We start from the raw sequence: 25107 nt of genomic DNA on the forward strand, positions 1-25107 counted from the left end.
CTCGGTCTAAGTGACCAACTGCCCGCTTACGAAGCCGGACGGTTCATCGTGGTCTTGTTGGCCACGATGGCCTTCTGGGCATCGTGCTGGCCCGGAGGCAGCGGGATCAGACCACGGCCTTGCAGATAGCCGCCACGGCCCGTCGCGGCGTCCGAGGTGAACTCCTTCAGGAAGTCTTCCAGGCCCGGGGTGACGCCGATATTGGCCTTCTTCACGTAGATGAACAGGGTGCGCGACAGCGGATACGAGCCGTCCGAGATGGTCTGGGCCGAGGGACGCACGCCGTTGACGCTGGCGCCCTTGATCTTGTCCATGTTCTCTTCGAGGTACGACCAGCCGAAGACGCCCAGCGAGCCCGGGGTCTTGGTCAGGGTGCCGACGATGGCGTTGTCGTTCTCGCCGGCGTCGATCCAGCCGTCGTTACGCAGCGGGTCGACCTGGGCCTTGAACTTCTTCTCGTTGTCCGAGCGGATCGCGTCCAGGGTCGGATACTTGCGGGCGCCGGCCTCGATGGCCAGCTCGACGAAGGCGTCGCGGGTGCCCGAGGTCGGCGGCGGGCCGTACACCTGGATGCGGTTGCCCGGCAGGCCGCCGGCCACGTCATCCCAGTTCTTGTTCGGGTTCGGGATGAACTGGCCGTTCTTATAGACGAGCTTCGAGAGACCCATGTAGAGGTTCTCGGTCTTGAAGTTGTAGTCGGCGCCGTCCTTGTCGGTGGCGACGACGATGCCGTCGAAGCCGATCTTGATCGCGATGATGTCCTTGACGCCCTTGGCGGCGCAGGCGTCGAACTCGGCCTTCTTCATCGGACGCGAGGCGTTGGCGATGTCCGGGAAGCCTTCGCCGTTGCCCGAGCAGAACAGCTTGATGCCGCCGCCGGTGCCGAGGCTTTCGATCTTCGGAGCCTTCTTGCCCGACTTCTTGGCGTAGTTCTCGGCGGCGCGGGTGGCGAACGGGAACACGGTCGAGGAGCCGGCGGCCCACACATAGTCGCGGGCGGCGTGGGCGGGCGCGGCGGCCAGACCCGACAGGGCGACGGCGGCGGCCGCGCAGGACAGGAGCTTCTTCATGGTCAGTTCCTAAAGGAATGAAGCAAGGAGATCGGGCGGACCCGGGAGGATCCGCCCGCGAACAGGTCGGTCTTAGAAGTCCAGCTGAGCGCGCAGCTGGAACTGCTTCACGTCGTAGTCCTGGTTCAGGCCGATGTTGTCCGACTTGCCGTCGGTGTAGTTGGCCTGGAAGCGGACGTACGAGACCGGGTAGTAGTTCACGCCCAGGGTCCAGCCCGTGTACTTGCCGGCTTGCGACACGGCCGGCTTGACGTTCAGGGTGTCGTAGGCGTCGCTCAGGTCGGCGTAGTCGTAGCGCACGGCCAGTTCCAGGCCGCCCGTGCCGCCGGCCGTGACCGGGTTCAGGATCTTCGGACGCTTCACTTCACCGGCGGCGGCGTCGTAGTTGCGCATCTCACCGGTCGGCCAGAAGCTGACGAAGGCATAGCCCACCTTCACCTTCGGATCCTTGCCGACCGCGGCGCCGCCCACGCGGGTGACGTCGATGTTCGAATACTCGCCCTGGACCGAGAACGGACCGTGGATGTACATGCCCTCGACGGCCAGGGTCTTGTCACGGTTACCGATGCCGCCCGTGGTGTAGAACGTGGCGCCGTTGCTGTAGGCGGTCGTCGTGCGGCCCGTATAGGCGAAGGCGTTCTCGTCGCCGCGGTTGCGGTAGCGATACGACAGGGCGACGTGCAGCTTGTCGGTGTCGGTGTTGATCGGGGCGAAGTGACCGCGCGCCGTCAGGCCGAAGCGCTCCTTGCTGTCGGCGCCGGCGATCGCGACGTCGCTGGAATTGATGCTGTTGCCTTGGACGGCGAACGTGGCCGAATAGTTGAAGCCCTGGTACTTGGCGACCGCGCTGAGCAGGTAGCTGTCGACGCCGAAGTCACCGTAGGGACCACGGTCCATGAAGGTGGTGAAGCGGGTCGAGGTCAGGTTTTCGAGACCGGCGGCCTTGATGTTGCCGAACAGCAGCGAAACTTGTTCGCTCGGCTTGTACTCGATGACGACGTCGTCCCACGAGGCCGCGCCGCCGTTCACCCAGCCGCCTTCGGCCTTGTAGGCGAAGTAGTTGTTCAGCTTGCCTTCGACGCCCAGGAACACCTGACGACCGCGCCAGTTGCTGGTCTTGTAATCGCCGCCGGGGCCATCACGGCTGACGTCCTGGTTGACGTAGTCGAGCAGGATGCGACCGCGAAACTTGAACATCGTGTCGTCGTTCGAGAATTGCGGAGCGCCGCTCCACTTGTAAGCCATATCCTGGGCTTGGGCCGCGACGCCCGGGCTCAGAGCAAGCGCGACGCCCAGCGCCGAACCGGCGACCAGCGAGGTCTTGATGCTCATTGTGATTTTCCCCTTGAAGTGCCCTTGCTCTCTCGCCCGATGAAGGACGGGATCAGGACAATCGCGGGCTTACCGGGGCCACATGACAGTTCCGCCGCCGATTTGTGACAGCGACGCAACAACTGTTGTTCAATTGTTAAACTGTGTCACCTCAGCAACATGGCGAAATCACGGGAACAAAGAGGAAGATCCGTCCACCAACGAAGCGGGCGCGGCCTGAAAAGCCGGATCCGGCCTGCTTCTTCGGGGCGTTCGGAAGGGCGGCTCGTCGCTGAGCCGCCCTTCGTGATGTCGGCCAGGGTCAGGGCGTCGTTGACGATGAAGCTGCTGTCGCCCTTCACGGCGACGTTCTGGACCAGGCGTTCCACTGGTTGGTGAACGGCGCGCCCGCCGATTTCTTGGCCTGTTCCTTGAAGCAGGACAGGCTCTACAGCAGCCGCGTACGGATCACTTGCGACAGCAGGTCGATGATCGACACCGCCACGACGATGACCAGCACGATGCAGCCGGTCTGGTCGAACTGGAAGGCGTTGATCGAGTCGAACAGGATCTGGCCGATGCCGCCCGCGCCGATGATGCCCAGCACGGTGGCCGCGCGGGCGCTCGATTCAAAGCGGTACAGGGCATAGCTGGTCCACAGCGGCGCCACCTGAGGGATCACGCCCCAGACGATCTCCTGCAGCTTCACCGCGCCCGTGGCGCGCACGCCCTCGACCGGGGCCTTGTCGATCGACTCGACGGCCTCGGCGAACAGCTTGGCCAGCACGCCGCCGGTGTTGAACATGATCGACATCACGCCGGCGAACGGCCCCAGGCCCACGGCGGTGATGAAGATCAGGGCCACGACCAGGTCGGGGATCGAGCGGATCAGGTCCAGCAGGCGACGAACCGGCTGCTGGATCCAGACCGGGGCGATGTTGCGCGCGCCCAGGAGGCCCAGCGGGATGGCCGCGACGATCGCCAGGGCCGTGCCCCACAGCGCCATCTGGATGGTCTGCCACATCTTGCCGATGAACAGGCCCCACTCCATCGACATGAAGAGCTTGGGATCGGTGAACGGCTTGAAGAACAGCTTGGCGAAGGCGCTGGTCCGCTCGGTGTCGGTGAACAGCTGCGGGAACTTGTCGATCTCGGCCGGCTTGAAGCTGACGATCAGCAGCAGGATCACCCCGCCCCATAGCAGGGTGTCGAAGGCCATGGCCGAGGCCGAGCGCTTGGGCGGCGCCGGGATGCCGCCTGCACTCGGATGGGGCGCGCTGATAGCGGCGTCGCTCATCGAGGACCTCAGTTGGCCGGCGTCGCGGCGAGGCCCGCCTTGCCCTCGGCCGCGACGCGTTCGGCCTTGACGCCCTCCAGCGTCTTCTGGGCCGAGGCGATCTTGGCCTGGTCGCCCGACTCGCGGGCCAGGCCCAGCTGCTCGGTGGCTTCCATTTCACGCACCACCAGCAGGTGGGTGTCGTCGGCCGGCTTGAACCCGCCGATCGACAGCTTCTTCAGATAGCCGCGCTGCTGCTGGGCGGCCGGCGTGTCGCCCTGGGCGTAGGTCAGGAAGAACTGGCGCAGCTTTTCCTTCACGACCGGGTCGAGATCCTTGCGCCAGACGATCGGGTCTTCCGGCAGGGTCGGCGATTCCCAGATCACGCGGATCCGGTCGGTGACGCCCTCGCCGCGCGCCCTGGAGAGATTGATGGCGGTCGAGTTGTTGGTCGCCGCGTCCAGCTTGCCGTTGGCCACCGCGAACAGGTTGGCCTGGTGGTTGGCGCTGATCACGGTCTTGAAGCACTCCTCGGGCTTCTTGTTGGCCGGAATGAACACATAGGTCATCGGCGCCAGAGTGCCCGAGGTCGACTTCTTGTCGCCGATGCCGAAGTTCAGCGACTTGTCGCACTTCAGCAGGTCCTGGATCGTCTGGATCTTGCTGGCGGCCGGGACGATGATCACCGACTTGTAGCCGTCGGTGCCCGACGGATCGAACGTGCGGGCGAAGACCTCGCCGTTCGAGCGGCGCACGGCTTCCAGGCCCGACTGGTTCGAGAACCAGCCCACATCCGTCTGCTTGGCGCCCATGGCCACGATCAGCGACGAGTAGTTGGACGAGAAGAACGGCTTCACCTTGAGGCCGGTCTGCTTCTCCATGTCGGCCAGGATCGGCTTCCAGTAGCCTTCCATGTTCTGGGCGGACTCGGTCGACAGGATCGAGAAGGTGATCGTGTCCTTGGCGGCCGGAGTGTCGGACTTCTGGCCGCACGAGGCCAGGGCCAGGGCCGAGAAACCGGCGGCGATCACGAGAGCCGAGCGGCGGCTGATCATTGGGGAGCTCCTTCCCAGAATACGTCCTCGAATTCCGGGCCGTAGATATCGATGAGTTTTTCACGCTTCAGGCCGGAGGCCGGGCCGTCATAGACCTTCTGGCCGGCCTTCAGGGCCACGACCCGGTCACAGTAGCGCAGGGCGTAGTCCACCTGGTGCAGGGTGACGACAACGGTCAGGCCGTCGCTTTGATTGAGATCACGCAGGATCTCCATGACCTTGCGCGCCGAGACGGGATCCAGCGAGGCGACCGGCTCGTCGGCGAGAATGATCTTGGCCTTCTGGACCAGGGCGCGAGCGATGGCGCCGCGCTGCTGCTGGCCGCCCGACAGGGTGTTGGCGCGCTGGCCGGCGTAGTCGGCCACGCCGACGCGGGCGAGCGCGGCCATCGCCGCCTCGCGAGTCTCGCGCGGCCAGGCGCCGAACAGGCCCTGGAGGAACGGGATGCGCCCCAGCGAGCCCAGCGCCACGTTGCTGAACAGCGACAGGCGGCCGACCAGGTTGAACTGCTGGGCGATGAAGCCGATGCGGATGCGCGCCTTGCGCACCTCGCCCGACACCCTGCCCTTGGCCTGCACGGGACCGCCGAAAGCCTCGATCTGGCCGCCCTCTTCGCCTTCTCTAGGGGCATCGATGGTCTGCAGGCCGTCGATGGAGCGAAGGAGCGTGGATTTCCCCGAGCCCGAAGGCCCGATAAGCGCGATCATCTCGCCCCGATTGACGTCGAGGGAGACGGTGTCCAGCGCGCGGCGAGACCCGAAGGTCTTGGAGGCGGCGCGGATCGAGAGAACAGGGTCCGACGTCATGGTCGGGGCGAATCCTTAACGTGGTTTCGGTGCTTGGGAAATGCGTTCTCCGGTTTGGGGCAGGTAAGCAATGGATTTGTGACGGCCCGTGGATCAATCCGTCCCGAAACGGGGCCGCAAAAGGGACTTTACATCCCCGACCATTGCCCCTATTTCGCTCGCTCCGGCGGACCCGAAGTCCTCATAAGCGCTGCTAACGCCGGCCTGGGTTTAACTTCTGCAGGGGTCTACGTGAATTGCACACGTACCATACTCCCCTGGACCTGGTCCGTGAGCGGTCACCGGAACGTCCTGTCGCACTCGTGCGACCGAACGCGGTGTCGGTAGCGGCGCGCTGGTTCCAGTCCGAATTTAAAGGCGACGTCTTTTACGCGGTGAAGGCCAATCCTTCGCCGTGGGTGATCCGCGAGCTGGCTCAGTCCGGCGTGCGGTCGTTCGACGTCGCGTCGCTGAACGAGATCGAACTCGTGGCCAACGAGGCCCCGGGCTCGCGCATGGCCTTCATGCATCCGGTCAAGAGCCGGGTGGCCATCTCGGCCGCCTATTTCGACCACGGCGTGAAGACCTTCTCGTTCGACACCCACGAAGAGCTGGCCAAGATCCTGGACGCCACCGGCCAGGCCAAGGACCTCAACCTGATCGTCCGCATGGGCGTGCAGGCCGAGGGCGCGGCCTACAGCCTGTCGGGCAAGTTCGGCGTCGAGCCGCACAACGCCCCGGGCCTGCTGCTGGCCGCGCGCCGCGCCACCCAGGACCTGATGGGCCTCAGCTTCCACGTCGGCAGCCAGTGCATGCGGCCCACCGCCTATCAGGCGTCGATGGCCCAGGCCTCGCGCGCCCTGGTCCGCGCCGGCGTGCTGGCCGATGTCGTCGATGTCGGCGGCGGCTTCCCGTCGATCTATCCGGGCATGGTCCCGCCGGATCTCTCCGAGTACCTGGCGGCCATCGACCGCGGCTTCGCCGAGATGATGGTCCACGAGAGCACCAAGCTCTGGTGCGAGCCGGGCCGCGCCCTGGTGGCCGAAGCCTCGTCGCTGCTGGTCAAGGTCGAGCTGAAGAAGGGCGACGCGCTGTATCTGAACGACGGGTCGTATGGCTCGCTGTTCGACGCCGCGCACATGAAGTGGCCCTTCCCGGTCAAGCTGTACCGCAAGAACGGCCCAAGTGGCGGCGAAGTGGTGGAAGAGGGCCTCAAGCCCTTCCGCTTCTACGGCCCGACCTGCGACAGCGTCGACTACATGCCCGGCCCGTTCTACCTGCCGGAAAGCGTCGACGAGGGCGACTATATCGAGATCGGCATGCTGGGCGCCTATGGCGTGGCCATGTCGACCCGCTTCAACGGCTTCGGCGAGACCGAGACCGCGGAGGTTCAGGACGCGCCGATGGCCTCGATGTACGGCCTGGCCAAGCGCTCGATCCCGGCGGTCCGCCAGGAGAACGAAGAGCGCAAGATCGTCCGCTTCTCCCGCCCCAAGGGCGCGGCCGGCAAGCGCAAGCGCCGTCGCTAGGCGCGGACGCCGCAACGATCCGGAGGCCAGGGCTTGTCCCTGGCCTCTTTCGTTTCGGCCTGACTTTTCAGCCTGGGATTGCGGCTGGACTTTTCTACGCGCGTCCGACACACGAACCGCTCGAATCCGGCGGAGCAGGCATGACCACGATTTCGGAATCCGAGCACGCGACCGACGCCCCATCGGGCCGCCAGCCGCGTCCGGTCATCATCCTGGCCACCCTGCTGCTGACCGCTCTGCTGCTGGTGGGCTCGACCCTGGTCCGGGGCGCGGGCCCCAGCGACAGCGTGGTCTACAACACCGTCTGGGTTCACGAGTTCATCGAGGCCCTGCGCCGGGGCGACCTGCCGCCGCGCTGGCTGCCCGGCGCCTTCCAGGGCCTGGGCGCGCCGTCGTTCTACTACTACCCGCCGATGGCCTTCTACGTGGCCGCCGTGGTCGACTTCATCACCCTGCACAAGCTGAACGCCCTGCAGGTGACGGCCTGGGCGAACTTCCTGCTGCTGCTGGCCTCGGGCGGCGGCATGTTCGCCTGGCTGCGCGGCCGCGCCGGCGACCGCTGGGCCCTGATCGGCGCGGTCGCCTACATGCTGGCGCCCTATCACACGATCGACTTCTACTTCCGGGGCGCCTTCGCCGAGGTCACCGCCTATGCCGTCCTGCCCTGGCTGCTGCTGGGGCTGGAGCGCGCCGCCTCGCACGGCCGGGGGATCGCGCTCCTGGCCCTGAGCTACGCGGCCCTGATCCTGTCGCACCTGCCTAGCGCCCTGCTGGTCACGCTGATCATCATTCCGGCGGTCGTCGGCTGGCGGGTGTGGACCGCCGCGCCGGCCGACCGGATCGCCGTCGCCGCGCGCTGCCTGGCCGGCGGCGTGCTGGGCCTGGCCCTGGCGGCCGTCTATCTGGGCCCGGCCCTGCTGATGCAGAAGGACGCCCAGCTGGTCTGGCTGTGGGGCGGCGACACCGACGGCTGGAGCCTGCTGGCTTTCAGCCGCTGGCCGGCCGGCGGCTTCATGACCAAGATCGCCCTGTCCAGCTGGTGCGCCGGCGCGGCCGGCCTGGCCGCCCTGCTGGCGGCGATCGACGCCCCGCGGCGCCGCACGGCCGTTCCGGCGATGCTGTTCGGCGCGGTGGCGGTGCTGGCCACCGTCCTCCACGCCCTGCCCTGGGTGTGGAAGGTCCAGCCGCTGTCGCAGGTGCAGTTCGCCTATCGCATCATCGTGGTCAGCGAGGCCGCCGCCGTGGCCGCCGTCTGTCTGGCCGCCGTGTCCGGCCGCCCCCGTCGCCTGGCGGCGCTGATGGTGGTCCCGGCCGTGCTGGCGGGTTGGCTGCTGGTCCTGGCCTGGCCCGGCCTGCGCGCTGTCACCACCATTCCCGTCGACCCGGGGGGCGAGGCCCTGATCGCCGCCGGCCGCGCGCCCAACGAGCACCTGCCCGCCGGCTACGCCGTCTATCCCGCCTTCGACGACCACGACCTGCTGAACGCCTTCCCCGCCGCGCCGCTGGTGGCGTTGGCGGACGGCGGCGGCAAGGTGCTGGCCGCCAGCGGCTTCCCGGACGGCAGCGTGGCCATGGACCTCGACCTGCCGGCCCCGACCACCGTGACGGTCAAGCGCTTCTACTTCCCCAGCTGGCGCGCCGAGCGCGTCGATGGCCGCCAGAAGACGCCGCTCCAGGCCCAGCCGATCGGCGCGACGCGTTTCGTGTCGTTCCAGGCCCAGGCCGGCCGCCACGTCTATCGCATCCGCCAGGTCGCGCCGCCGATCGAGCGCGCCAGCAACGCCGTGACCCTGGCCGCGCTGCTGGTCGTCGCCGGCCTGCTGGCCGCGCCGGCCGTGACGCGTCGGCGACGTGAGCGGCAGGAAAAGACGGAAACCGCGATTGGGACTCGATAATCGTCGCAAACCTTCTATATAGCGCGCCCTTGCAACCAATCCCCTCGCCGGTCGCTCCGTCCCGGCGTGTTCGTGGGTCACGACGGGCGCTCACCTTCAGAGGACCCTCTGTCATGAACGCTCCCGTTCCCAACAACACCAAGGCCGAACTGCTGCAGAACGTCGTCGAGCACATCGACATCACGTCGTTCGACGCCCGTCCGATCATCGACTCCATGCGCAAGATGTCGTTCTCGAGCCGCGACACCGCGCGCGCCGCCGACATCTTCAACATGGCCCTGGAAGACAAGGGCTGCTCGCCCTGGCTGATCCTGGCCGGTTCGACCTCGGCTGGCGGCTGCATGCACGTCTACCGTGACATGGTGAAGAACGGCATGATCGACGCCGTGGTCGCCACCGGCGCCTCGATCGTCGACATGGACTTCTTCGAGGCCCTGGGCTTCAAGCACTATCAGGCCGCCGGCCCGGTCGACGACAACGTGCTGCGCGACAACTACATCGACCGCATCTACGACACCTATATCGACGAAGAAGAGCTGCAGAACTGCGATCACACGATCCTGGAGATCTGCAACCGCCTGGAGCCGCGCGCCTATTCCTCGCGCGAGTTCATCTGGGAAATGGGCAAGTGGCTGAGCGAAGGCAACGCCAAGAAGCCGGGCTCGCTGATCCAGACCGCCTATGAAGAAGGCGTGCCGATCTTCTGCCCGGCCTTCGTCGACAGCTCGGCGGGCTTCGGCCTGGTCAAGCACCAGAAGGAGCGCATCGCCGCCAAACAGCCCTATCTGATGATCGACGCGGTCGCGGACTTCCGCGAACTGACCGACATCAAGATCGCGGCCGGCACCACGGGCCTGTTCATGGTCGGCGGCGGCGTGCCCAAGAACTTCGCCCAGGACACCGTCGTCTGCGCCGAGATCCTCGGCGTCGAGGCCGACATGCACAAGTACGCCGTCCAGATCACGGTCGCCGACGTCCGCGACGGCGCCTGCAGCTCGTCGACGCTGAAGGAAGCCGCTTCGTGGGGCAAGGTGAACACCACCTACGAACAGATGGTCTTCGCCGAAGCCACCACGGTGGTGCCGCTAATCGCCAGCGACGCCTATCACCGCGAAGCCTGGAAGGGCCGCGAAAAGCCGCGCTGGAACAAGCTGTTCGGCAAGTGAGCTTGAACGACTCTCACTGAAAATGCAGGGTCCCCGGAATTGCTCCGGGGGCCCTTTTTCATATGCGCGTTCTGGTCCTTGCCGCCGCCCTGCTCGTTACCGGCTGCGCCACGCTCGGCGGCGACACCGCCCCGGCGGGCCGCTACTTGGCCAAGGCCCAGTTCGACGCGCGCGATCATCTGGCCCCGCCGCCCGCCAAGGGCTCGCCGGCGGCGGAAAGAGACCGCCAGATCTTCCTGGCCACCCGCAAGCTGGAAGGCACGCCGCGCTGGTCGATCGCGAAGGCCGACAATGTCGAGGAACGGGTCCTGGAAGGCTATGCCTGCGCGCTGGGCTACACCCCGACCCGTGAGAGCAATCCCAAGCTGGCCGCCATGCTGCTGCGGATGAGCCACGACGTCCGCAAGGCGGTGTCGGGACCCAAGCTCAAGTATCGGCGGCCCCGTCCCTACCTGTCCGAGAACGGTCCGATCTGCGTGAAGCGCAGCCTGGGCCTGGCGATCGCCCCCGACTATCCGTCCGGCCACGCGACCTGGGGCTGGACCGTCGGCCTGCTGCTGGCCGAGGCCGCGCCCGACCGCTCGCAGGCGATCCTGGCCCGCGCCAAGGCCTTCGGCGAAAGCCGCATCGTCTGCGGCGTCCACAACGCCAGTTCGGTCGAGGCCGGGCAGGCGAACGCCGAGACCCTGTTCGCCGCGCTCTGGAGCTCGGAGGCGTTCAAGGCCGACCTCGCGGGGGTGCGCGCGGAACTGGACGCCGCCCGCGCCAAGGGCTCGCCGCCCGAACCCGCGCGCTGCACGGCCGAGGCCAACCTGCTGAGCGCGCCGCTGTACTGAGGCGCGTCACGCCGTCACGGTTGCGCGCGCACGCGCGGCCCTCTACCTGTTGGCCATGGCTCACGGCTCTCCTTGCGGACACGATCACCATAATCACGGCGTCGCCGGCGCGAGCCTCGCGGCCGAGCTCGAGGCGGCCGAGGCCCGTTGCGTGGCCGCGGAGCAGCGCCTGACCCCGCCCCGTCGCCGGGTGCTGGAGCTGCTGCTGGAAGCCGGCCAGCCGGTGAAGGCCTATGACCTGATCTCGACCTTCGGGGGCGACGGCCCGCCGGCCAAGCCGCCGACGGTCTATCGCGCCCTCGACTTCCTGGAAAAGCAGGGCTTCGCTCACCGGATCGAGAGCCTCAACGCCTATGTCGCCTGCCGCAAGGAGGCCGACGGCCACGCCGCCGCCTTCCTGATCTGCGACTGCTGCGGCGCGACCCGCGAGATCGAGCCCCAGGCCAGCGCCGAGATCATCGCCGCCGGGGTCACGGCCGGCTACGCCCTGACCGCCGTGACCATCGAGGCCCACGGCCTCTGCGCCGATTGCCGGACCTGACGAAACACCGCTAGGCTCGAACGGCTGTTCAACACCGTGCGAGAGACGCCATGACGACCGCTGAGACCCTCCCCGGCGTCGAGATCTGGCGGGGAGGCGTCAACACCTGGGACTGCGACGAGATGGGGCACATGAACGTGCGCCACTACGTGGTCCGCGCCCAGGAGGGCCTGATCGGCCTGGCCGCCGAGCTGGGCATGTCCCAGGCCTTCTCGCCGCACGCCAACGCCACGCTGCTGGTCAAGGAGCACCACATCCGCTTCCTGCGCGAAGCTCACGCCGGCGCGCCGCTGACCATGCTGGGCGGGGTGATCGAGATGGGCGAGACCGAGGCCAGGCTCCTCCAGTTGCTGATCCACCCGGCCTCGGGCGAGCTGGCCGCGACCTTCCAGACCACCGTGGTCCACGCCACTCCGCGCGAAGGCCAGCCCTTCCCCTGGCCCAAGATCGCCCATCAGCGCGCCGAGGCCCTGAAGGTCACGATCCCCGAGAAGGCCCGCGCGCGCAGCATCGACCTGTCGCCGTTCGCCCCGACCGCCAGCCTGGAGCGCGCCGACGCCCTGGGCCTCACCCGAATCGGCCTGGGCGGCCTGCTCCCGTCAGATTGCGACGTGTACGGAAGGATGCGCGCCGAGCAGTTCATCGGCCGGGTCTCCGACGGCATCGGCGCGTTCATCCACCCGTTCCGCGACGTCGTGGTCGACCACGCCGAGCCCAAGCCCACGCGGTACGGGGGCGCGGTCCTGGAATACAGGATCGCCTACCTGGCCTGGCCCCGGCCCGGCGACCGCGTCGAGATCCGCTCGGGCCTGATCGGCACGGACGCACGCACCATGCGCATGGCTCACTGGATGCTGGACCCGGCGACGGGACAGCCCTGGGGCACGTCCGAGGCGGTGGCGATCACCTTCGACCTGGACGCCCGCAAGGTGGTGCCGGTGACCGACGCGGCGCGGGTGGCGTTGAGCAAGCATGAGGTGGAGGGGTTGGCGCTGTAGGGTGGCCCGCCCTCGTCCTTCGACAAGCTCAGGATGAGGGCTAGTTCAGCGTCGCATTAGAAACCTCATCCTGAGCCTGTCGAAGGACGAGGTTTCGGCCCCTATCCCGTCGCCATGTCGAACAGCGCGTCCCGCACCACGTCTGGGCGCTCCATCGGCAGGAAGTGGCTGGTCCCCGCCACGACCTCGATCTTCACGTTCCGGCCCCGCCGCGCGAAGCCGTCGCCGGCCATGCAGGTCGAGTGCTTCTCGGCCTTGAGGATTCGCACCGGAACCTTGACCCGCCGCACCGCCCGCCACGGGTCATGGGCCTGGGCCGCGTAGTTCGAGGCTTCCCACGCCGGGGCGCAGGCCAGTTCGACCTTGCCGTCCTGGCGCTGGACGAAGCCGCCGGCGACATAGTCGGCCAGCATGGTCTCCGGCCACGTCTTGAAAGCCCCTCGACCCTTGTAGCCGGCGAACACCTGCTCGCGGTCGTCGAACACGGCCCGACGGCGCAGGGCCGACTGGACCAGGGGCATGTGCTTCCAGAGACGGCCCGAGGTCCACGGCGCTTTGGCGTAGAGGGTGGCCAGCCACGGCATGATCACCGGGTCTAGCAGGACCAGGCCCTTGACCCGGTTCGGACGCTCGGCGGCGGCCAGCAGGCTGACCGTGCCGCCCATCGAGTGGCCGGCCAGCACCACCGGCGGGCCGTCCAGGACATCGAGCAGTCCGGTCAGGTCGTCCCGCAGGTCGCGCCAGGAGCGGCGGCCCTCGGGATTGGCGGGCAGGGTGGTGTCGCCGTGACCGCGCTGGTCGATGGCCAGGATCCGCAGGCCCGCGCCCAGCGGCGACAGCAGCACGCGATAGGTCTGGGCGTTGAAGCCGTTGGCGTGGACGAACACCACGTCGATCGGCTTGTCCTGTGGACCGAACTCCAGGGCCGCGATCTCGCCGCCGGGTACGGCCACGGAGCGCTTGCGAGGTTCGCGAAAGACGGCCGCGTCCATCGGCGTGGCTCCCTTGGAGTTACGAGCGTTAAGGTAGGCTGGCGGAGACCCCGCGTCCATGGAGCCTTGCGATATGAATAAACTCGCCACCATCGGCTACGAAACCGACACGCAGGGCGGCATGATCGCGCGGCTGAAGGCGGCCGATGTCGAGCTGGTCGTCGACGTCCGCGCCGTGGCCAGCTCGCGCAAGGCGGGCTTCTCCAAGACCCTGTTGGGGAACAGCCTCAAGGACCAGGGCGTCGACTACCTTCACCTGAGGCCGCTGGGCACGCCCAAGCCGGGCCGCGAGGCGGCTCGGGCCGGACGCATCGACGAGATGCGCGCCATCTTCAACGCCCACCTGGAGGAGCCGGAGGCCGTGCTGGCCCTGGCCCAGGCGACCGAACTGGCGAAGACGAAACGGATCGCCCTGCTCTGCTACGAGGACGATCCGAACTGCTGCCACCGGCGGATCGTGGCGGAGCGCATTCGCGAGCAGCTGAAGTGCGAGGTCATCGACCTCTGAACTTCCCCAAAACTTGTCATCCCGGCCGTGGCGAAGCGGAGAGCCGGGACCCAGGGGGTGCGTGAACGCCGCGCCGGCCGCCCCTGGGTCCCGGACAGCCTCTACGAGGCTTCCGGGATGACAAGGTTTTGACGTTGTTTCGACCTTACGCCTGGGTCACCTGCCACTCGCCGCGCGCGTCCTTGCAGGCGCTGTAGCGCTGGCTGGACGCGCGCTGACCGCCGCCCGACACCGAGGCGTCGATCACGCGGCAGCTGGCGACTTGCTGGCCGTACGGACGCACCAGCGATGCGGCGGCATAGCCGACGCCGTAGCCACCGCGGCCGACCAGCACCCAGCCGCCCGTCGGGACCACGCCCAGGGCGTCGAAGCTCTCGCCCGCCGCGATCTTGCCGACCACCTTGGCCTTGGTCGACGGACCCGCGCGCAGGTTGGCCGTGGAACTGGCGACATAGGCGCCGCCGGCGGCTTCAAAGCTGGGCAGGCTCTGGACGCCGGCCGAATAGCGCAGGTCGCGGCCGTCGATCGGCGGGCCGTAGCTGGACGAGACCACCGCGATGCGGCCCGAATTGCCGGTGCGGCTGTTGGACCAGGTCTGGGCGACGCCGGTCTCCAGCGCCTTCTTGGTCGCCTGCTCGGCCAGGGCCGCGTCGGTCGACTGCATGCGGCAGCCGATATAGCCGCCCGCGGCCGCGCCGGCGGCGGCGCCGACCAGCGTGCCCAGGGTCTTGTTCTTGCCGCCGAGCTTGTTGCCCAGCAGGGCGCCGGCCGCCGCGCCGATCAGGGCGCCACCTTCCTGCTTGCCGCCCGAGCCTTCGCAGGCGAACAGGCCGCTGAGGCCGCGCGACTGGGCCAGAACCGGGACGGGGGCCGCCACCAGGCTGGACGCCGTGGCGGCGATGGCCAGGGCGGTGAACATTTTGCGGGTCGTCATGGCGAGATCCTCTTCCGTCAGGTCAGTGTTGTCGTCGTCTCCCGCCCGGTCGATAGTGTGATCAACGACACGAAACGTTTCTTCGGGAGAGAGCCGGGCATGAGTGGCCACGATCATGACGAGTATAGCTGTTTCAAGGTCGAGATCGAGGCCGGCGTCGCGCACATCCAATTGAAGCGCCCCGAAGCCATGAACACCATGACACGGCCCTTCTGGAACGAGCTTCCCGCGATTGTAAAAGATATTGATGACAACGCGCGCGCCCGCTGCATCGTCATCTCCTCGACCGGCAAGCACTTCAGCGCCGGCATGGACCTTTCGGTGTTCACGGACGACGAGGGCGTCACCACCCGCCACGACGCCGACCGCTGGGTGGCCGCCGAGAGCTTCCGCCGCTTCGTGCATGTGCTGCAGGACAGCTTCAGCTGCCTGGACAGGGCCCGGATGCCGGTGATCATCGCCATCCAGGGCGGCTGTATCGGCGGGGCGGTCGATTTCGTCAGCGCCTGCGACATCCGCTACGCCAGCGCCGACGCCTTCTTCCAGATCCAGGAGATCAATATCGGCATGACCGCCGACGTCGGCACCTTCCCGCGCCTGTGCAAGCTGATCCCCGAGGGCTGGGTGCGGGAGCTGGCCTATACCGGCCGTCGCCTGCCCGCACAGCGCGCCCGTGACATCGGCCTCGTCAACGAGGTGCTCGATACTCACGAGGAGGTCGTCGCCCACGCCCTGGCCACCGCTCGCGAGATCGCCGGCAAGTCGCCGCTCGCCGTGGCCGGCAGCAAGGTGATGATCAACTACGCCCGCGACCACTCGATCGCCGACAGCCTGGACTACATCGCCACCTGGCAGACGGGCATGTTCTCCGGCCCGCACATGGCCGAGGCCTTCACGGCCAAGGCCCAGAAGCGTGACGCGGTCTATCCGGACCTGCTGCCGCTGAAGAAGAAGATGTAGGACTACACCGTCACCGTCATCCGGCGCTCTATGCGCGGGATGACGGAGCTTATCGAGCCCCTACCCCGCGTACGTAAACACCATCGGCGTATCCGCCGCCGGCAGGCAGCTACGGTCCACCGGCCTGGTCGGGTCCTGGAAGAAGCTCCGGATCATCTTGCGCGTGCAGGGGCTGGCGCGGCTGACCCCGTGGGTGGCGTTGGTGACGATGACCACCTGCGAGCCCTCGTAGCCCTTGGCGGCGGCCTTGGTCAGTTCGGGCGGGCAGCCGGGGTCGATCTCGGCGGCCAGGAACAGGGTCGGGATGGCGGTCTTGACCGGCTCCTGCTCGGCCTTGGAGATCGGGCCGACGTCGATCGCCTTGCAGACGTCGTGGATGCGCTGCATCGACGCGACCATCAGGCGGGCGACCGGATCGTTCCGCGCGCCCTTGGCGACGTCGGCCCGATTTTCGAACGGGATCTCCTCCTTGCACAGGTGGGTCATGAACTGGCCCTCGCTGTAGTAGTCGCGGCTCTCGACGAAGTCGGCGACCGGCGCCACGTCGCCCTGGATGATCTTCCAAAGGTCGCGCGGCAGCACGCCGGCGGTGAAGTAGCTGGCGTCCATCAGCCAGCCGCCCAGGTCGTCGGCGGCGTAGGTCTTGCCGTTGATCGTCTGGGGGCCGGCCAGCCAGCGCTCGGCCACCACGGCCAGCTTGGCCTTCAGGTCCGGATAGCGCCTGGCGCATTCGGCCACGACCGCGCACTTGGCCATGACGATGTCGATCGAGCTGGAGACCATGGCCGGACCGCCGACGGTCCAGTCGGCCTCGGGCGGCCAGGGCGAGTCCTGGACCACCGCGCGCACGCCTTGCGGCGCATGGGCCTGGATGGCGGCCTCGATGCGCGTGCCGTACGAGCCGCCGAACAGGTCGATCCGCTTGAAGCCCAGTAGCTCGCGGAGGTCCTGGACGTCCTTGGCCACCTCGACGGCGTTGTAGCGCGCGATGTTCACGCCCTTGGCCTGGAAGGCCTTCAGGCAGGCGACAATGCCTTGCGCGTCCTGGTCGGACGGCGGGCCGGCGTCGGTCAGGTGCGCGCCCGGGCAGTCGAGATTGGGGACGGACAGGCCGCCGCCGCGCTGGTCGATGAACACCCAGTCCTGGTCGAGCGCGACGAACTCGCGCGAGGCCTTGCTGCTCAGCAGGCGCGGCAGGCCCTTCAGGGCCGAGCCGCCCGGGCCGCCGTGCAGATAGATCACCGGCGGCAGGCCGGCCTTGGGCTCGCTGGCGTGGACGACGGCGAAGGCGACCTTGATGCGGCGGCTCCTGGGATCGCCGCGCGTCTCGTCGACGATCAGCTCGCCGCAGTCGACCTTCAGGCCGCTGGCCTTGTAGTCGCCGACGCAGGCGGTCTTCTCGACCCTGGGCGCGGCGGCGTGAGCGCTCGCGCCCAGCCAGGTCAAGGCCAGAGCGCCGGCGGCGGCGATCCAGGACAAACGCGACATGAAGGCTCCTGCGATTTTTCGTGCATCAACACCAAGGTTAATGCTCGCCGCAAGGCTTCAATGCGCGGCCGCCCGCTAGAACCTGTAGGAAACCGTCAGCACCGCCGAGGGCTGGGTCGGGTCGAAAACGATCGGGCTCTTCTTGGCGTCGCCGGTCAGCTTGGTGATCGAGCCGGTCGCGCCCAGGCTGACCCGGTCGGTCAGGCGATAGCTGGCGGTCAGCGAAGCCGAGACGTCCTTGATCCCGCCGCCCGGGCGATAGGCCGGCAGGCCCGAGGCCGTCGCCTGGCTGGCGCTGACGCCGAAATAGCTGCGCGTATAGGCGCCGTCGGCCCAGGTGGTCGAAACGCTGGGGATCACGGTCAGCCGGTCGGACGGCCGCAGCGGCATGGCCAGGATCGCGTCGACCAGGGCGCCGTCGAGGCCGCCCGACAGCACCTTGGTCGCGCCCAGGCTGGCCATGACCCTGCCGGCCTTCACGTCGGCGGAGATCCGCGCTCCGGCGCCGCCCGACGCCCGGCCGATGCCGGCTGGCGCGTCGCGACGGCGGTAGCCTGGCACGAAGGTCACCCCGGCCCCGACATCCACCGCGTCGCCGTCGATCAGGTTGGCGCCGATCCCCCGGCGCGAACTGGCGAAGAAGCGGCCGTACTTCAGATCGATCAACGGGAACGGCAGAACGCGGTAGTCCTCGGCGCCCTGGTAGGCCGGCGCGTAGATCAACGCGCCGCCGACGATCGTCCGGTCGGGCGCGCGATCCTGGGCGCTGGCCTCGGTGGCGAGGCCTGCGGCGGTGAGCACGCAGAGCAGAGCGATTGGCGTCAGAGCGTGGGTCATACTTGCCTCCTTATTCAGAATACCATGTCCGATCATCGACACAGGTACGGCCGCAACGCGGAGACAGATGTTTAGGCGCGGCGAAAGCCGGGCGGCAGCTCGGCGTCGGTCAGGTCCGCGCCGTCGAGGCGGGCGCGGCTGAAGTCGGCCTCAAGGAACCGGGCCCGAGGCGCGCTGACGCCCTTCAGATTGGCCCCGCGCAGCACGGCGCGGGTCAGGTCGGTGCGGATGACCCGGTCCTCGGCGATCTTCAGCGGGCCGAGCTTGGCGCCGGTGAGGTCCGCGCGGGTCAGCTGGGCGTCGACCAGACGCGCGCCGCGCAGATCGGCTCCGCGCAGCTTGGCGCCCCGCAGGTCCGCGCCGGCCAGGTTCGCCCCCTGCAGGTGGGCGCCGTCCAGGTCCATGCCGAAGAACACCGCTCTGGGCGCGAACAGGCCGGACAGGCGGCGATCCTTCAGGCGGCGCAGGGGACGGAAATCGACCTCGGCGGCCTTGGCCGCCTTGCCCTCGCGGCCGTCGGACTTGCAGAACAGCTCGTGGGATTCCAGCACCTCGTTGAGGGGCAGGTCGTCGACATAGATGATCGGCGGCGGGGCCCGCAGCACCTCGGTCATGTCGGCGTCGGTCAGGTCCGCGCCGCTGACGTCGACGCCCACCATGATGGCCCGGCGCAGCGAGACCTTGGACATCTCGGCATTGTGCAGATTGGCGCCCGACAGATCCGCGCCGTCCATGACCGCATTGGTCAGCTTGGCGCCCTGCAGGGTGACGTTCGAGAGGTCGGCGTCGGTGAAATCGGCCTGGCGCGCGAAGGCGCCCGACATCTGCGCTCCATTGAGGTTGGCGCCCTGCAGCATCGCGTAGTCCAGCTCGCCCGGCCGCTTGGAATGTTCCAGGATCCGCAGGCCCTTCTCGTCGTCCTGCACGGCGGTGACGCCCTCGCGCAGATCGCAGCTGGACAAATTGGCCCCGCCCAGATTGGCCCCGCGCAGGCAGGCCCCGCGCATGTCGCAGCGGGAAAGATCGGCGTCGCGCAGGTCGGAGTCGCGCAGGTCGGTCCCATACAGCGTGGCGCGGGTCAGCTTGGCCCGGCGCAATGAAGCCCCGCCCAGCAGCGCCCCGGTCAGGTCGGCCTCCGAGAGATCGACGCCGTCCAGCTCGTAGTTGTTCAGGTTGACGTACTGCAGCACCGCCCGGCGGCCCTTGGGCAGCCCCTTCATGTAGCGCGCATGGGCCTCCAGCACCTCGCGCACCGCGGAGGCGTGCAGGTTGCGGATCAGGCTCGGTCGTGACGACGCGACGGCGGGCATGGGGCGAAGAGCGCTCTCTGGCGGATACGCGGGGAACTGGGAACCGTCGCCCAAACTGCCAGATCAGCTTTAAGCCATCGTTTAGAGCGCGGTAAATTGTCGCGGCGCTGCGCGGACTCTATAGCCACTTCTTCCGGCGGAACCACAGCAGCGGCGCGGCGGCGGCAAAGATCATCATGCCGATGGCCATCGGATAGCCCTCCATCCACTTCAGCTCGGGCATGTGCTCGAAGTTCATGCCGTAGATCCCGGCCACCAGGGTCGGGGGCAGGAACATCACCGAGAACACCGAGAACACCTTGAAGATCGAGTTCTGTTCGATGTTGATCAGGCCCAGGGCCGCGTCGAGCAGGAAGGTGATGTTGCTGGCCACGTAGCTGGAGTGGTCGGTGATCGACTGGACGTCGCGCTGCAGCGATTTCAGGTGATCGCGCAGCTCCTTGGAGCCTTCGAACTGGTCGGCCAGGGCCGCGAAGCTGAGCAGGCGGGCCAGGCTGACCAGGCTGTCGCGCGCCTTGGAATTGACGTTCTGGGCCCGGCCCAAACGGTTGAGGATGCTCTCGAACGCCGCGCCGCGCGGGCGGCTGAAGATGGCCCGTGACTGCACCTCGACCTCGGCGGCGGTGCGCTCGAGGATGTCGGCGGTGCGGTCGACGATGGCGTCCAGCAGGCCCAGGAAGGTCTGCAGGCCGTTGGGGCACAGGCTGGGCTGGCGCTCGGCCTGGGCGGCGAACACCGAGAAGGCCTTGGGCTCGACATAGCGGATGGTGATCAGGCGCGCGCCGGCCAGCACGAAGGTGACCGGGGCGGCGGTCGGCAGGTCGCCGTCGGCGTTGACCAGCACCGTGGCGGTCATGAACGTGCCGCCGTCCTCCTGATAGAGGCGCGAGGAGGCCTCGATCTCGGCCATCTCCTCGCGCGTGGGCAGCAAGAGGCCGATCGACTGCTCGACGGCGACTTCCTCGGCGCGGGTGGGGTCGACCAGCTCGATCCAGACGGCGTCGGCCGGCACCCGCCAGTCGGGCGACAGACCGCCGGACTCGAAGCCCGGAGCGCCGTGACGGAGGATTCTAAGCATGACGCCGCCTCTAATGCCGGTCGGGTGTGCCCCGGCCGGCGCTCTAGGTCAACGCGCTCCCGATCAGCGCGGGGCGTTCTGCTTGTTGCTCGTGTCGCTCGACGAACCACCGCCGGCGGCGGCCTCGATCAGGGCGGCGATACGATCGGTCGAGTCGGCGGCCTGGCCGATGATGTCCAGGGGCGAAGAGCGAACCGAGTTGGCGACCTGGTTGGCCGCCTGCTTGGCGGCCGAGACCACGGCGTTCTGGGCCATGGCGATCTTGGCGGTGGCCATGGCGATCTTGGTCGCCTGGGCGTCCTGATAGATGAAGCCGTTGGTCGGATAGACGCTGGAGCCGAGGTCACGGATCGGGTCGTACCAGACCTTGACCTGCGTCCAGTCGCCGTTGGGCGAGACGTCGACGACGGTGACGTCCTTTTCGATCTGGCCGCGATCGCCTTCGATGATCGACCAGTTGGCGTGGGTGACCTGGATGACCCGGTCGGTGAGCACCTGGCTGACGAAGGCCACGTGGCCGAGGTTCATGCGGGCGGTAGGCTTGAAGGAGAGAACCGAGCCGATCTTCGGGACCGAGCCCGTGTCGTACTTGCCGGCGGCTTGCGACCACCACGTGCGGGCGTCGCCGAAGATCTGGATACCCGACATCAGACGGGCGAACGGTACGCACTGCCAGTAGCCGTCAGCATTGGCCGCTACCGGCGCAAAGCTGATCATGGCGGCAGCGAGCAGGGAACCCAGAAGGGCCCTGGTCCGTTTCGTCATGCTGTGGGTACTCCCCCGCGTCACTGGGCTAAGGGATAACCCTGCCAGAGACTGGTGAAAAGAGTGTTTATGCCGCGCCCGCGAGCGCCAAGCGGCGCTGTTTGCGGTTCGCGGCCAGAGATTTCATCCACTCCCGGCACGGGTTCTCTATGAAATGGTAGGAGATCGCCGACAGCGGGATCAGCCCGCCGACAATCAAGATCCAGACCAGGGGCGGCAGCTTGTCGCCATCGATATTGAAAATCTTGGTCGCCGCATTGATCGCCAGGATCTTCCACGGGATGCAGATCATGTAGGTCGAGTAGCTGATCTCGCCAAGATAGACGAAGACTGACTGTCCAGCAAACTCGTAACCGGTCTTAGCGACGGTCGCGAGCATGAAAATAAGCCCCCCCAGAAGCATCACGATCACCAGATCGGGTGCGGAAAACTGGATCGCCGCGAGCGTGGCCATGCCCAATAAAGCGGCGCCATAGCCGCCGAGTCGGGCGGGGAATCGGTCCGAACGCCACAGCGCGTGCAGAGCGCAGCCGAAGGCGAAGCACGGCACGATGCGCAAAGCGCCCCATTCGATGGTGGCGTCGGTCAGCGGAAAGCCGGCCAGGGCCTGGAAGGCCGGATAGAGCCCGGCGATCACCGCCAGGGCGCCCAGCACGGCGACCACGGGCCGCTCGCGCAGCTTCCAGGCCGCGAAGGCGAAGGCCGGGAAGCTCAGATAGGCGAACCACTCGGCCGAGATCGACCACGAGGCGTGGTTCCAACCGGCCACCGGCGCGAAGCCCCAGGCATGGACCAACAGCAGGTTCGCCGGCAGCGATTTCCAGGACAGGATGTTCGGATCGACGTTCAGGCCCGCCATGGTCCCGACGAACGCCATGGCGCCGACGCCGACCAGGGTGGCCAGGTGCAGCGGATAGACCCGCGCCAGCCGGTTCCAAAGGAAGTCGCCATAGCGGAACCGCCCCTCCCCGAAACCACGCAGATAGACGTGACACAGGATGAAGCCCGACAGGATGAAGAACGCCTCGACCCCCAGATAGCCCTTCCGCGCGATCGCCGGCGTGAAAGCGACGTCCAGCTTGGGCCAATAGTGGAACAGCACCACCCAGAAGGCGGCGAAGAACCGCAGCGCGGTCAGGGGCTTTATATTCGCGGCGTCCTGCATCGACGACGTCCCTTAAGGACCTGCCCTTCCGCCCCCACGGGGTGGAAAGATCAGCGTTACCCGCCTATCTCGCTGTGTTACATGTATGCATACGCGAAACGACGGCCTGGCCGATAACCTTAGAGAGGACCGATGAACGAACTCCTTAACCTGGTCGCCGACCCGGCCGCCTGGGCCGCGCTGGTGACCCTGGTGGTCATGGAAGTGGTTCTGGGGATCGACAACCTCGTCTTCATTTCGATCCTATCGAACAAGCTGCCGCCCGAGCATCGCACGCGGGTGCGCCGCATCGGCATCTCGCTGGCGCTGATCATGCGCCTGGTCCTGCTGTCGACCATCGCCTTCATCGTCGGCCTGACCGCGCCGGTCTTCGACCTGGGGATCACCGGTCCCGTCGGCTCGCACGGCGAGCCCGGTTTCGAGACCGCTTTCTCGTGGCGCGACCTGATCCTGATCGCCGGCGGCGTCTTCCTGATCTGGAAGGCGACCAAGGAGATCCACCACAGCGTCGATCCGGACAGGAGCGACGACGTGCTGGAGAAGGACAAGGTCACCGTCGTGATCTCCAACGTCGGCGCGGCGATCTTCCAGATCATCCTGTTGGACCTGGTGTTCTCGATCGACTCGATCCTGACCGCCGTCGGCATGACCGATCACCTGCCGATCATGATCACCGCCGTGATCATCGCCGTGGCCGCCATGCTGCTGGCCGCCGATCCGCTGGGCAACTTCATCAACGACAACCCGACCGTGGTCATGCTGGCCCTGGGCTTCCTGCTGATGATCGGCACCGTGCTGATCGCCGAAGGCTTCGGCGCCCATGTGCCGAAGGGCTACATCTATACGGCCATGGCCTTCTCGGCCGGGGTCGAGGGCCTGAACATGCTGTCGCGCAAGCGCGGGGCGAAGAAGGACCACTAGGCGGCGCCCGCCTCCTCTACTTCCCGCCTCGGGAGCGTGATAGGTCGGCCATCCCGGCTTATCACGCTCTCAGGGCCCGATGACCTCGCAGACCTTCGTCCCCCAGGCCTTCTCTGACGCCGAGCGCCGCCTGACCCTGACGGCGCTGATGATCGTGTTCCTGCTGAGCGCGCTGGACCAGACCATCGTCTCCACGGCCATGCCGCGGATCATCTCCGAGCTGAACGGCCTCAATCTCTATTCGTGGGTGACGACGGCCTATCTGCTGACCTCGACGGTGATGGTGCCGATCTGGGGCAAGCTGGGCGACATCTTCGGCCGCAAGCCCGTGCTGATCACCGGTATCTCGATCTTCCTGGCCGGCTCGTGGCTGTCGGGCCTGGCGGGCGAGTTCGGGACCATCCTGGGCATGCCGGGCATGGTGCAGCTGATCGTGTTCCGCGCCCTGCAGGGCATCGGCGGCGGCGCGCTGTTCACCACCGCCTTCGCCATCATCGCCGACCTGTATCCGCCCCGCGAGCGGGGCAAGTTCGCTGGCGTCTTCGGCTCGGTGTTCGGCCTGGCCAGCGTGCTGGGGCCGATCATCGGCGGCTATTTCACCGACCATGGCACGGTGCAGATCGGGACCCACACGGTCGCCGGCTGGCGCTGGGTGTTCTACGTCAACCTGCCGCTGTCGCTGCTGTCGCTGTTCATGGTCATCGTGAAGATGCCGCCGCTGGAGCATCGCCGGGCCGGCAAGATCGACTTCCTGGGCGCGGCCCTGCTGATCGCCGCCTTCGTGCCGCTGCTGCTGGCGCTCAGCCTGGGCGGCCACAGCTTCGCCTGGCGCTCGCCGCAGAGCCTCTCCCTCTTCGCCCTGGCCGCCGTGTCGCTGGCCGCCTTCGTCGTGGCGGAGACCAAGGTCTCCAACCCGATCCTGCCGATGCACCTGTTCCAGAACAAGGTGTTCACCACGGCCAACCTGGCCGGCTTCCTGATCTCCATGGCCTTCATGGGCGTGGTGATGTTCCTGCCGCTGTTCCTGCAGCTGGGCCGGGGCGTGCCGGCCACGGTCAGCGGCATGACCATGCTGCCGCTGATGGCCGGCCTGATCGTCAGCAGCACCATCGCGGGCCAACTGGTCTCCAGGACCGGCCAGTACAAGCCCTACATGCTAGGCGGCGCGGTCATCCTGCTGGTCGCGGTGTTCCTGCTGCACGACCTGTCGAAGATCCAAGGCCTGCCGCTGCTCTGCGTGCTGCTGGCGTTCGTGGGGCTGGGCCTGGGTCCGGGCCAGAGCCTGTTCAACATCGCCACCCAGAACGCGGTCGACCCGCGCGACATCGGCGTGGCCACCAGTTCCAACCAGTTCTTCCGGCAGATAGGCTCGACCGTCGGCGCGGCCTTGGCCGGGACGATCCTGACCGCGCGCCTGGCCGACCTGCCCGGCGGGGGCCTCGACCTCGGCAAGCTGGAAGGCATGGCGGTGAAGGCCGCCGCCAGCGGCCAGGCGGCCCACGCCGATCCGGTGTTGCAAGGCGCGCTGATCAACGCCGTCAGCGGAGTGATGGTCGCGGCGCTGTTCGTGGTCCTGGCGGGCCTGGTGACGATCCTGTTCATCCCCGCCCTGCCCCTGCGCTCGCACCAGCCGGCGTCGGGCGCGCCGACGCTGGATAAAGCCGAGCCGACGAACAGCTAGAGAAAG

Annotated in this window: 24 protein-coding genes; 10 read left to right on the forward strand and 14 right to left on the reverse strand. The window is 67.6% G+C overall.

Features of this window, described 5'->3' with window-relative positions:
- Positions 1–26: 26 nt before the first annotated feature.
- The 6 genes from AC1RNC_RS14420 to phnC all read right to left on the reverse strand — a co-directional run bounded on the left by AC1RNC_RS14420 (position 27) and on the right by phnC (position 5518).
- Entirely contained in the window at positions 27–1070 is a 1044-nt protein-coding gene (locus AC1RNC_RS14420) for a substrate-binding domain-containing protein (RefSeq protein WP_492887069.1), read from the reverse strand.
- A 72-nt stretch (positions 1071–1142) separates the two neighbouring features.
- Positions 1143–2402, reverse strand: a complete 1260-nt coding sequence (locus AC1RNC_RS14425; RefSeq protein ID WP_492887070.1) for an OprO/OprP family phosphate-selective porin — start codon at positions 2400–2402, stop codon at positions 1143–1145.
- Positions 2403–2548: 146 nt separating this feature from the next.
- Positions 2549–2770, reverse strand: coding sequence for a hypothetical protein (locus AC1RNC_RS14430; protein ID WP_492887071.1), 222 nt, complete (start codon positions 2768–2770; stop codon positions 2549–2551).
- Between the two features lie 59 nt (positions 2771–2829).
- On the reverse strand, positions 2830–3678 hold the full coding sequence (gene phnE, locus AC1RNC_RS14435; protein WP_492887072.1) for a phosphonate ABC transporter, permease protein PhnE: 849 nt from the start codon (positions 3676–3678) through the stop codon (positions 2830–2832).
- A gap of 8 nt (positions 3679–3686) precedes the next feature.
- On the reverse strand, positions 3687–4712 hold the full coding sequence (gene phnD / locus AC1RNC_RS14440) for a phosphate/phosphite/phosphonate ABC transporter substrate-binding protein (RefSeq protein WP_492887073.1): 1026 nt from the start codon (positions 4710–4712) through the stop codon (positions 3687–3689).
- The gene (phnC, locus tag AC1RNC_RS14445) at positions 4709–5518 is read right to left on the reverse strand and encodes a phosphonate ABC transporter ATP-binding protein (protein WP_492887074.1); all 810 of its coding nucleotides are present in this window, start codon (positions 5516–5518) and stop codon (positions 4709–4711) included. The genes phnD and phnC overlap by 4 nt, the downstream gene beginning before the upstream one ends.
- A 236-nt stretch (positions 5519–5754) precedes the next feature.
- Between phnC and AC1RNC_RS14450 the strand changes: the two genes are divergently transcribed.
- The 6 genes from AC1RNC_RS14450 (at position 5755) to AC1RNC_RS14475 (ending at position 12462) form a co-directional block, all read left to right on the forward strand.
- Entirely contained in the window at positions 5755–7026 is a 1272-nt protein-coding gene (locus AC1RNC_RS14450; protein ID WP_492836573.1) for a type III PLP-dependent enzyme, read from the forward strand.
- 140 nt (positions 7027–7166) lie between these two features.
- A complete protein-coding gene (locus AC1RNC_RS14455) occupies positions 7167–8921 on the forward strand; it encodes a 6-pyruvoyl-tetrahydropterin synthase-related protein (RefSeq protein ID WP_492887075.1) in 1755 nt (584 codons plus the stop codon).
- A gap of 113 nt (positions 8922–9034) precedes the next feature.
- Positions 9035–10087 (forward strand): 1,9-bis(guanidino)-5-aza-nonane synthase, encoded by a 1053-nt coding sequence (locus AC1RNC_RS14460; RefSeq protein WP_492887076.1) that lies wholly within the window; start codon positions 9035–9037, stop codon positions 10085–10087.
- Between the two features lie 62 nt (positions 10088–10149).
- Positions 10150–10923 carry an acid phosphatase gene (locus tag AC1RNC_RS14465; RefSeq protein WP_492887077.1) on the forward strand — a complete coding sequence of 258 codons (774 nt, stop codon included), beginning with the start codon at positions 10150–10152 and terminating at the stop codon, positions 10921–10923.
- Between the two features lie 55 nt (positions 10924–10978).
- Positions 10979–11464: a transcriptional repressor gene (locus AC1RNC_RS14470; RefSeq protein ID WP_492887078.1), complete on the forward strand. Its 486-nt coding sequence runs from the start codon at positions 10979–10981 to the stop codon at positions 11462–11464.
- A gap of 50 nt (positions 11465–11514) precedes the next feature.
- The gene (locus AC1RNC_RS14475) at positions 11515–12462 is read left to right on the forward strand and encodes a thioesterase family protein (RefSeq protein ID WP_492887079.1); all 948 of its coding nucleotides are present in this window, start codon (positions 11515–11517) and stop codon (positions 12460–12462) included.
- Positions 12463–12563: 101 nt separating this feature from the next.
- On the opposite strand, the gene AC1RNC_RS14480 is transcribed toward AC1RNC_RS14475, so the two are convergent.
- Positions 12564–13454, reverse strand: a complete 891-nt coding sequence (locus tag AC1RNC_RS14480) for an alpha/beta fold hydrolase (RefSeq protein WP_492887080.1) — start codon at positions 13452–13454, stop codon at positions 12564–12566.
- Between the two features lie 73 nt (positions 13455–13527).
- On the opposite strand from AC1RNC_RS14480, the gene AC1RNC_RS14485 reads away from it, so the two are divergent.
- A complete protein-coding gene (locus tag AC1RNC_RS14485; RefSeq protein ID WP_492887081.1) occupies positions 13528–13962 on the forward strand; it encodes a DUF488 domain-containing protein in 435 nt (144 codons plus the stop codon).
- A 145-nt stretch (positions 13963–14107) separates the two neighbouring features.
- On the opposite strand, the gene AC1RNC_RS14490 is transcribed toward AC1RNC_RS14485, so the two are convergent.
- Positions 14108–14896 (reverse strand): SH3 domain-containing protein, encoded by a 789-nt coding sequence (locus AC1RNC_RS14490; protein WP_492887082.1) that lies wholly within the window; start codon positions 14894–14896, stop codon positions 14108–14110.
- A 99-nt stretch (positions 14897–14995) separates the two neighbouring features.
- Between AC1RNC_RS14490 and AC1RNC_RS14495 the strand changes: the two genes are divergently transcribed.
- Positions 14996–15856 (forward strand): crotonase/enoyl-CoA hydratase family protein, encoded by an 861-nt coding sequence (locus AC1RNC_RS14495; protein WP_492887083.1) that lies wholly within the window; start codon positions 14996–14998, stop codon positions 15854–15856.
- Between the two features lie 60 nt (positions 15857–15916).
- Here AC1RNC_RS14495 and AC1RNC_RS14500 read toward each other — a convergent pair whose 3' ends face one another.
- The 6 genes from AC1RNC_RS14500 to AC1RNC_RS14525 all read right to left on the reverse strand — a co-directional run bounded on the left by AC1RNC_RS14500 (position 15917) and on the right by AC1RNC_RS14525 (position 22499).
- Positions 15917–17344, reverse strand: a complete 1428-nt coding sequence (locus AC1RNC_RS14500) for an alpha/beta hydrolase (protein ID WP_492887084.1) — start codon at positions 17342–17344, stop codon at positions 15917–15919.
- A 75-nt stretch (positions 17345–17419) separates the two neighbouring features.
- Positions 17420–18181 (reverse strand): MipA/OmpV family protein, encoded by a 762-nt coding sequence (locus AC1RNC_RS14505; RefSeq protein ID WP_492887085.1) that lies wholly within the window; start codon positions 18179–18181, stop codon positions 17420–17422.
- 71 nt (positions 18182–18252) lie between these two features.
- Entirely contained in the window at positions 18253–19491 is a 1239-nt protein-coding gene (locus AC1RNC_RS14510; protein ID WP_492887086.1) for a pentapeptide repeat-containing protein, read from the reverse strand.
- Positions 19492–19609: 118 nt separating this feature from the next.
- Positions 19610–20569 (reverse strand): magnesium transporter CorA family protein, encoded by a 960-nt coding sequence (locus AC1RNC_RS14515; RefSeq protein ID WP_492836548.1) that lies wholly within the window; start codon positions 20567–20569, stop codon positions 19610–19612.
- 63 nt (positions 20570–20632) lie between these two features.
- The gene (locus AC1RNC_RS14520) at positions 20633–21334 is read right to left on the reverse strand and encodes a CHAP domain-containing protein (RefSeq protein ID WP_492887087.1); all 702 of its coding nucleotides are present in this window, start codon (positions 21332–21334) and stop codon (positions 20633–20635) included.
- Positions 21335–21401: 67 nt separating this feature from the next.
- Positions 21402–22499, reverse strand: a complete 1098-nt coding sequence (locus tag AC1RNC_RS14525) for an acyltransferase family protein (protein ID WP_492887088.1) — start codon at positions 22497–22499, stop codon at positions 21402–21404.
- 132 nt (positions 22500–22631) lie between these two features.
- Between AC1RNC_RS14525 and AC1RNC_RS14530 the strand changes: the two genes are divergently transcribed.
- On the forward strand, positions 22632–23420 hold the full coding sequence (locus AC1RNC_RS14530) for a TerC family protein (RefSeq protein WP_492887089.1): 789 nt from the start codon (positions 22632–22634) through the stop codon (positions 23418–23420).
- 79 nt (positions 23421–23499) lie between these two features.
- Positions 23500–25101, forward strand: coding sequence for an MDR family MFS transporter (locus AC1RNC_RS14535; protein WP_492887090.1), 1602 nt, complete (start codon positions 23500–23502; stop codon positions 25099–25101).
- Positions 25102–25107: the final 6 nt, after the last annotated feature.

Source organism: Caulobacter sp. GW822-FHT01G02 (genome assembly GCF_058802865.1).

Excerpts from the sequence above, each read along its gene's own strand:
- AC1RNC_RS14420 (WP_492887069.1), bottom strand. The coding sequence starts at position 1,070 with ATGAAGAAGCTCCTGTCCTGCGCGGCCGCCGCCGTCGCCCTGTCGGGT.
- AC1RNC_RS14425 (WP_492887070.1), bottom strand. The coding sequence starts at position 2,402 with ATGAGCATCAAGACCTCGCTGGTCGCCGGTTCGGCGCTGGGCGTCGCG.
- phnE (WP_492887072.1), bottom strand. The coding sequence starts at position 3,678 with ATGAGCGACGCCGCTATCAGCGCGCCCCATCCGAGTGCAGGCGGCATC.
- phnD (WP_492887073.1), bottom strand. The coding sequence starts at position 4,712 with ATGATCAGCCGCCGCTCGGCTCTCGTGATCGCCGCCGGTTTCTCGGCC.
- phnC (WP_492887074.1), bottom strand. The coding sequence starts at position 5,518 with ATGACGTCGGACCCTGTTCTCTCGATCCGCGCCGCCTCCAAGACCTTC.
- AC1RNC_RS14455 (WP_492887075.1), top strand. The coding sequence starts at position 7,167 with ATGACCACGATTTCGGAATCCGAGCACGCGACCGACGCCCCATCGGGC.
- AC1RNC_RS14460 (WP_492887076.1), top strand. The coding sequence starts at position 9,035 with ATGAACGCTCCCGTTCCCAACAACACCAAGGCCGAACTGCTGCAGAAC.
- AC1RNC_RS14465 (WP_492887077.1), top strand. The coding sequence starts at position 10,150 with ATGCGCGTTCTGGTCCTTGCCGCCGCCCTGCTCGTTACCGGCTGCGCC.
- AC1RNC_RS14470 (WP_492887078.1), top strand. The coding sequence starts at position 10,979 with ATGGCTCACGGCTCTCCTTGCGGACACGATCACCATAATCACGGCGTC.
- AC1RNC_RS14475 (WP_492887079.1), top strand. The coding sequence starts at position 11,515 with ATGACGACCGCTGAGACCCTCCCCGGCGTCGAGATCTGGCGGGGAGGC.
- AC1RNC_RS14480 (WP_492887080.1), bottom strand. The coding sequence starts at position 13,454 with ATGGACGCGGCCGTCTTTCGCGAACCTCGCAAGCGCTCCGTGGCCGTA.
- AC1RNC_RS14485 (WP_492887081.1), top strand. The coding sequence starts at position 13,528 with ATGAATAAACTCGCCACCATCGGCTACGAAACCGACACGCAGGGCGGC.
- AC1RNC_RS14490 (WP_492887082.1), bottom strand. The coding sequence starts at position 14,896 with ATGACGACCCGCAAAATGTTCACCGCCCTGGCCATCGCCGCCACGGCG.
- AC1RNC_RS14495 (WP_492887083.1), top strand. The coding sequence starts at position 14,996 with ATGAGTGGCCACGATCATGACGAGTATAGCTGTTTCAAGGTCGAGATC.
- AC1RNC_RS14500 (WP_492887084.1), bottom strand. The coding sequence starts at position 17,344 with ATGTCGCGTTTGTCCTGGATCGCCGCCGCCGGCGCTCTGGCCTTGACC.
- AC1RNC_RS14505 (WP_492887085.1), bottom strand. The coding sequence starts at position 18,181 with ATGACCCACGCTCTGACGCCAATCGCTCTGCTCTGCGTGCTCACCGCC.
- AC1RNC_RS14510 (WP_492887086.1), bottom strand. The coding sequence starts at position 19,491 with ATGCCCGCCGTCGCGTCGTCACGACCGAGCCTGATCCGCAACCTGCAC.
- AC1RNC_RS14515 (WP_492836548.1), bottom strand. The coding sequence starts at position 20,569 with ATGCTTAGAATCCTCCGTCACGGCGCTCCGGGCTTCGAGTCCGGCGGT.
- AC1RNC_RS14520 (WP_492887087.1), bottom strand. The coding sequence starts at position 21,334 with ATGACGAAACGGACCAGGGCCCTTCTGGGTTCCCTGCTCGCTGCCGCC.
- AC1RNC_RS14525 (WP_492887088.1), bottom strand. The coding sequence starts at position 22,499 with ATGCAGGACGCCGCGAATATAAAGCCCCTGACCGCGCTGCGGTTCTTC.
- AC1RNC_RS14530 (WP_492887089.1), top strand. The coding sequence starts at position 22,632 with ATGAACGAACTCCTTAACCTGGTCGCCGACCCGGCCGCCTGGGCCGCG.
- AC1RNC_RS14535 (WP_492887090.1), top strand. The coding sequence starts at position 23,500 with ATGACCTCGCAGACCTTCGTCCCCCAGGCCTTCTCTGACGCCGAGCGC.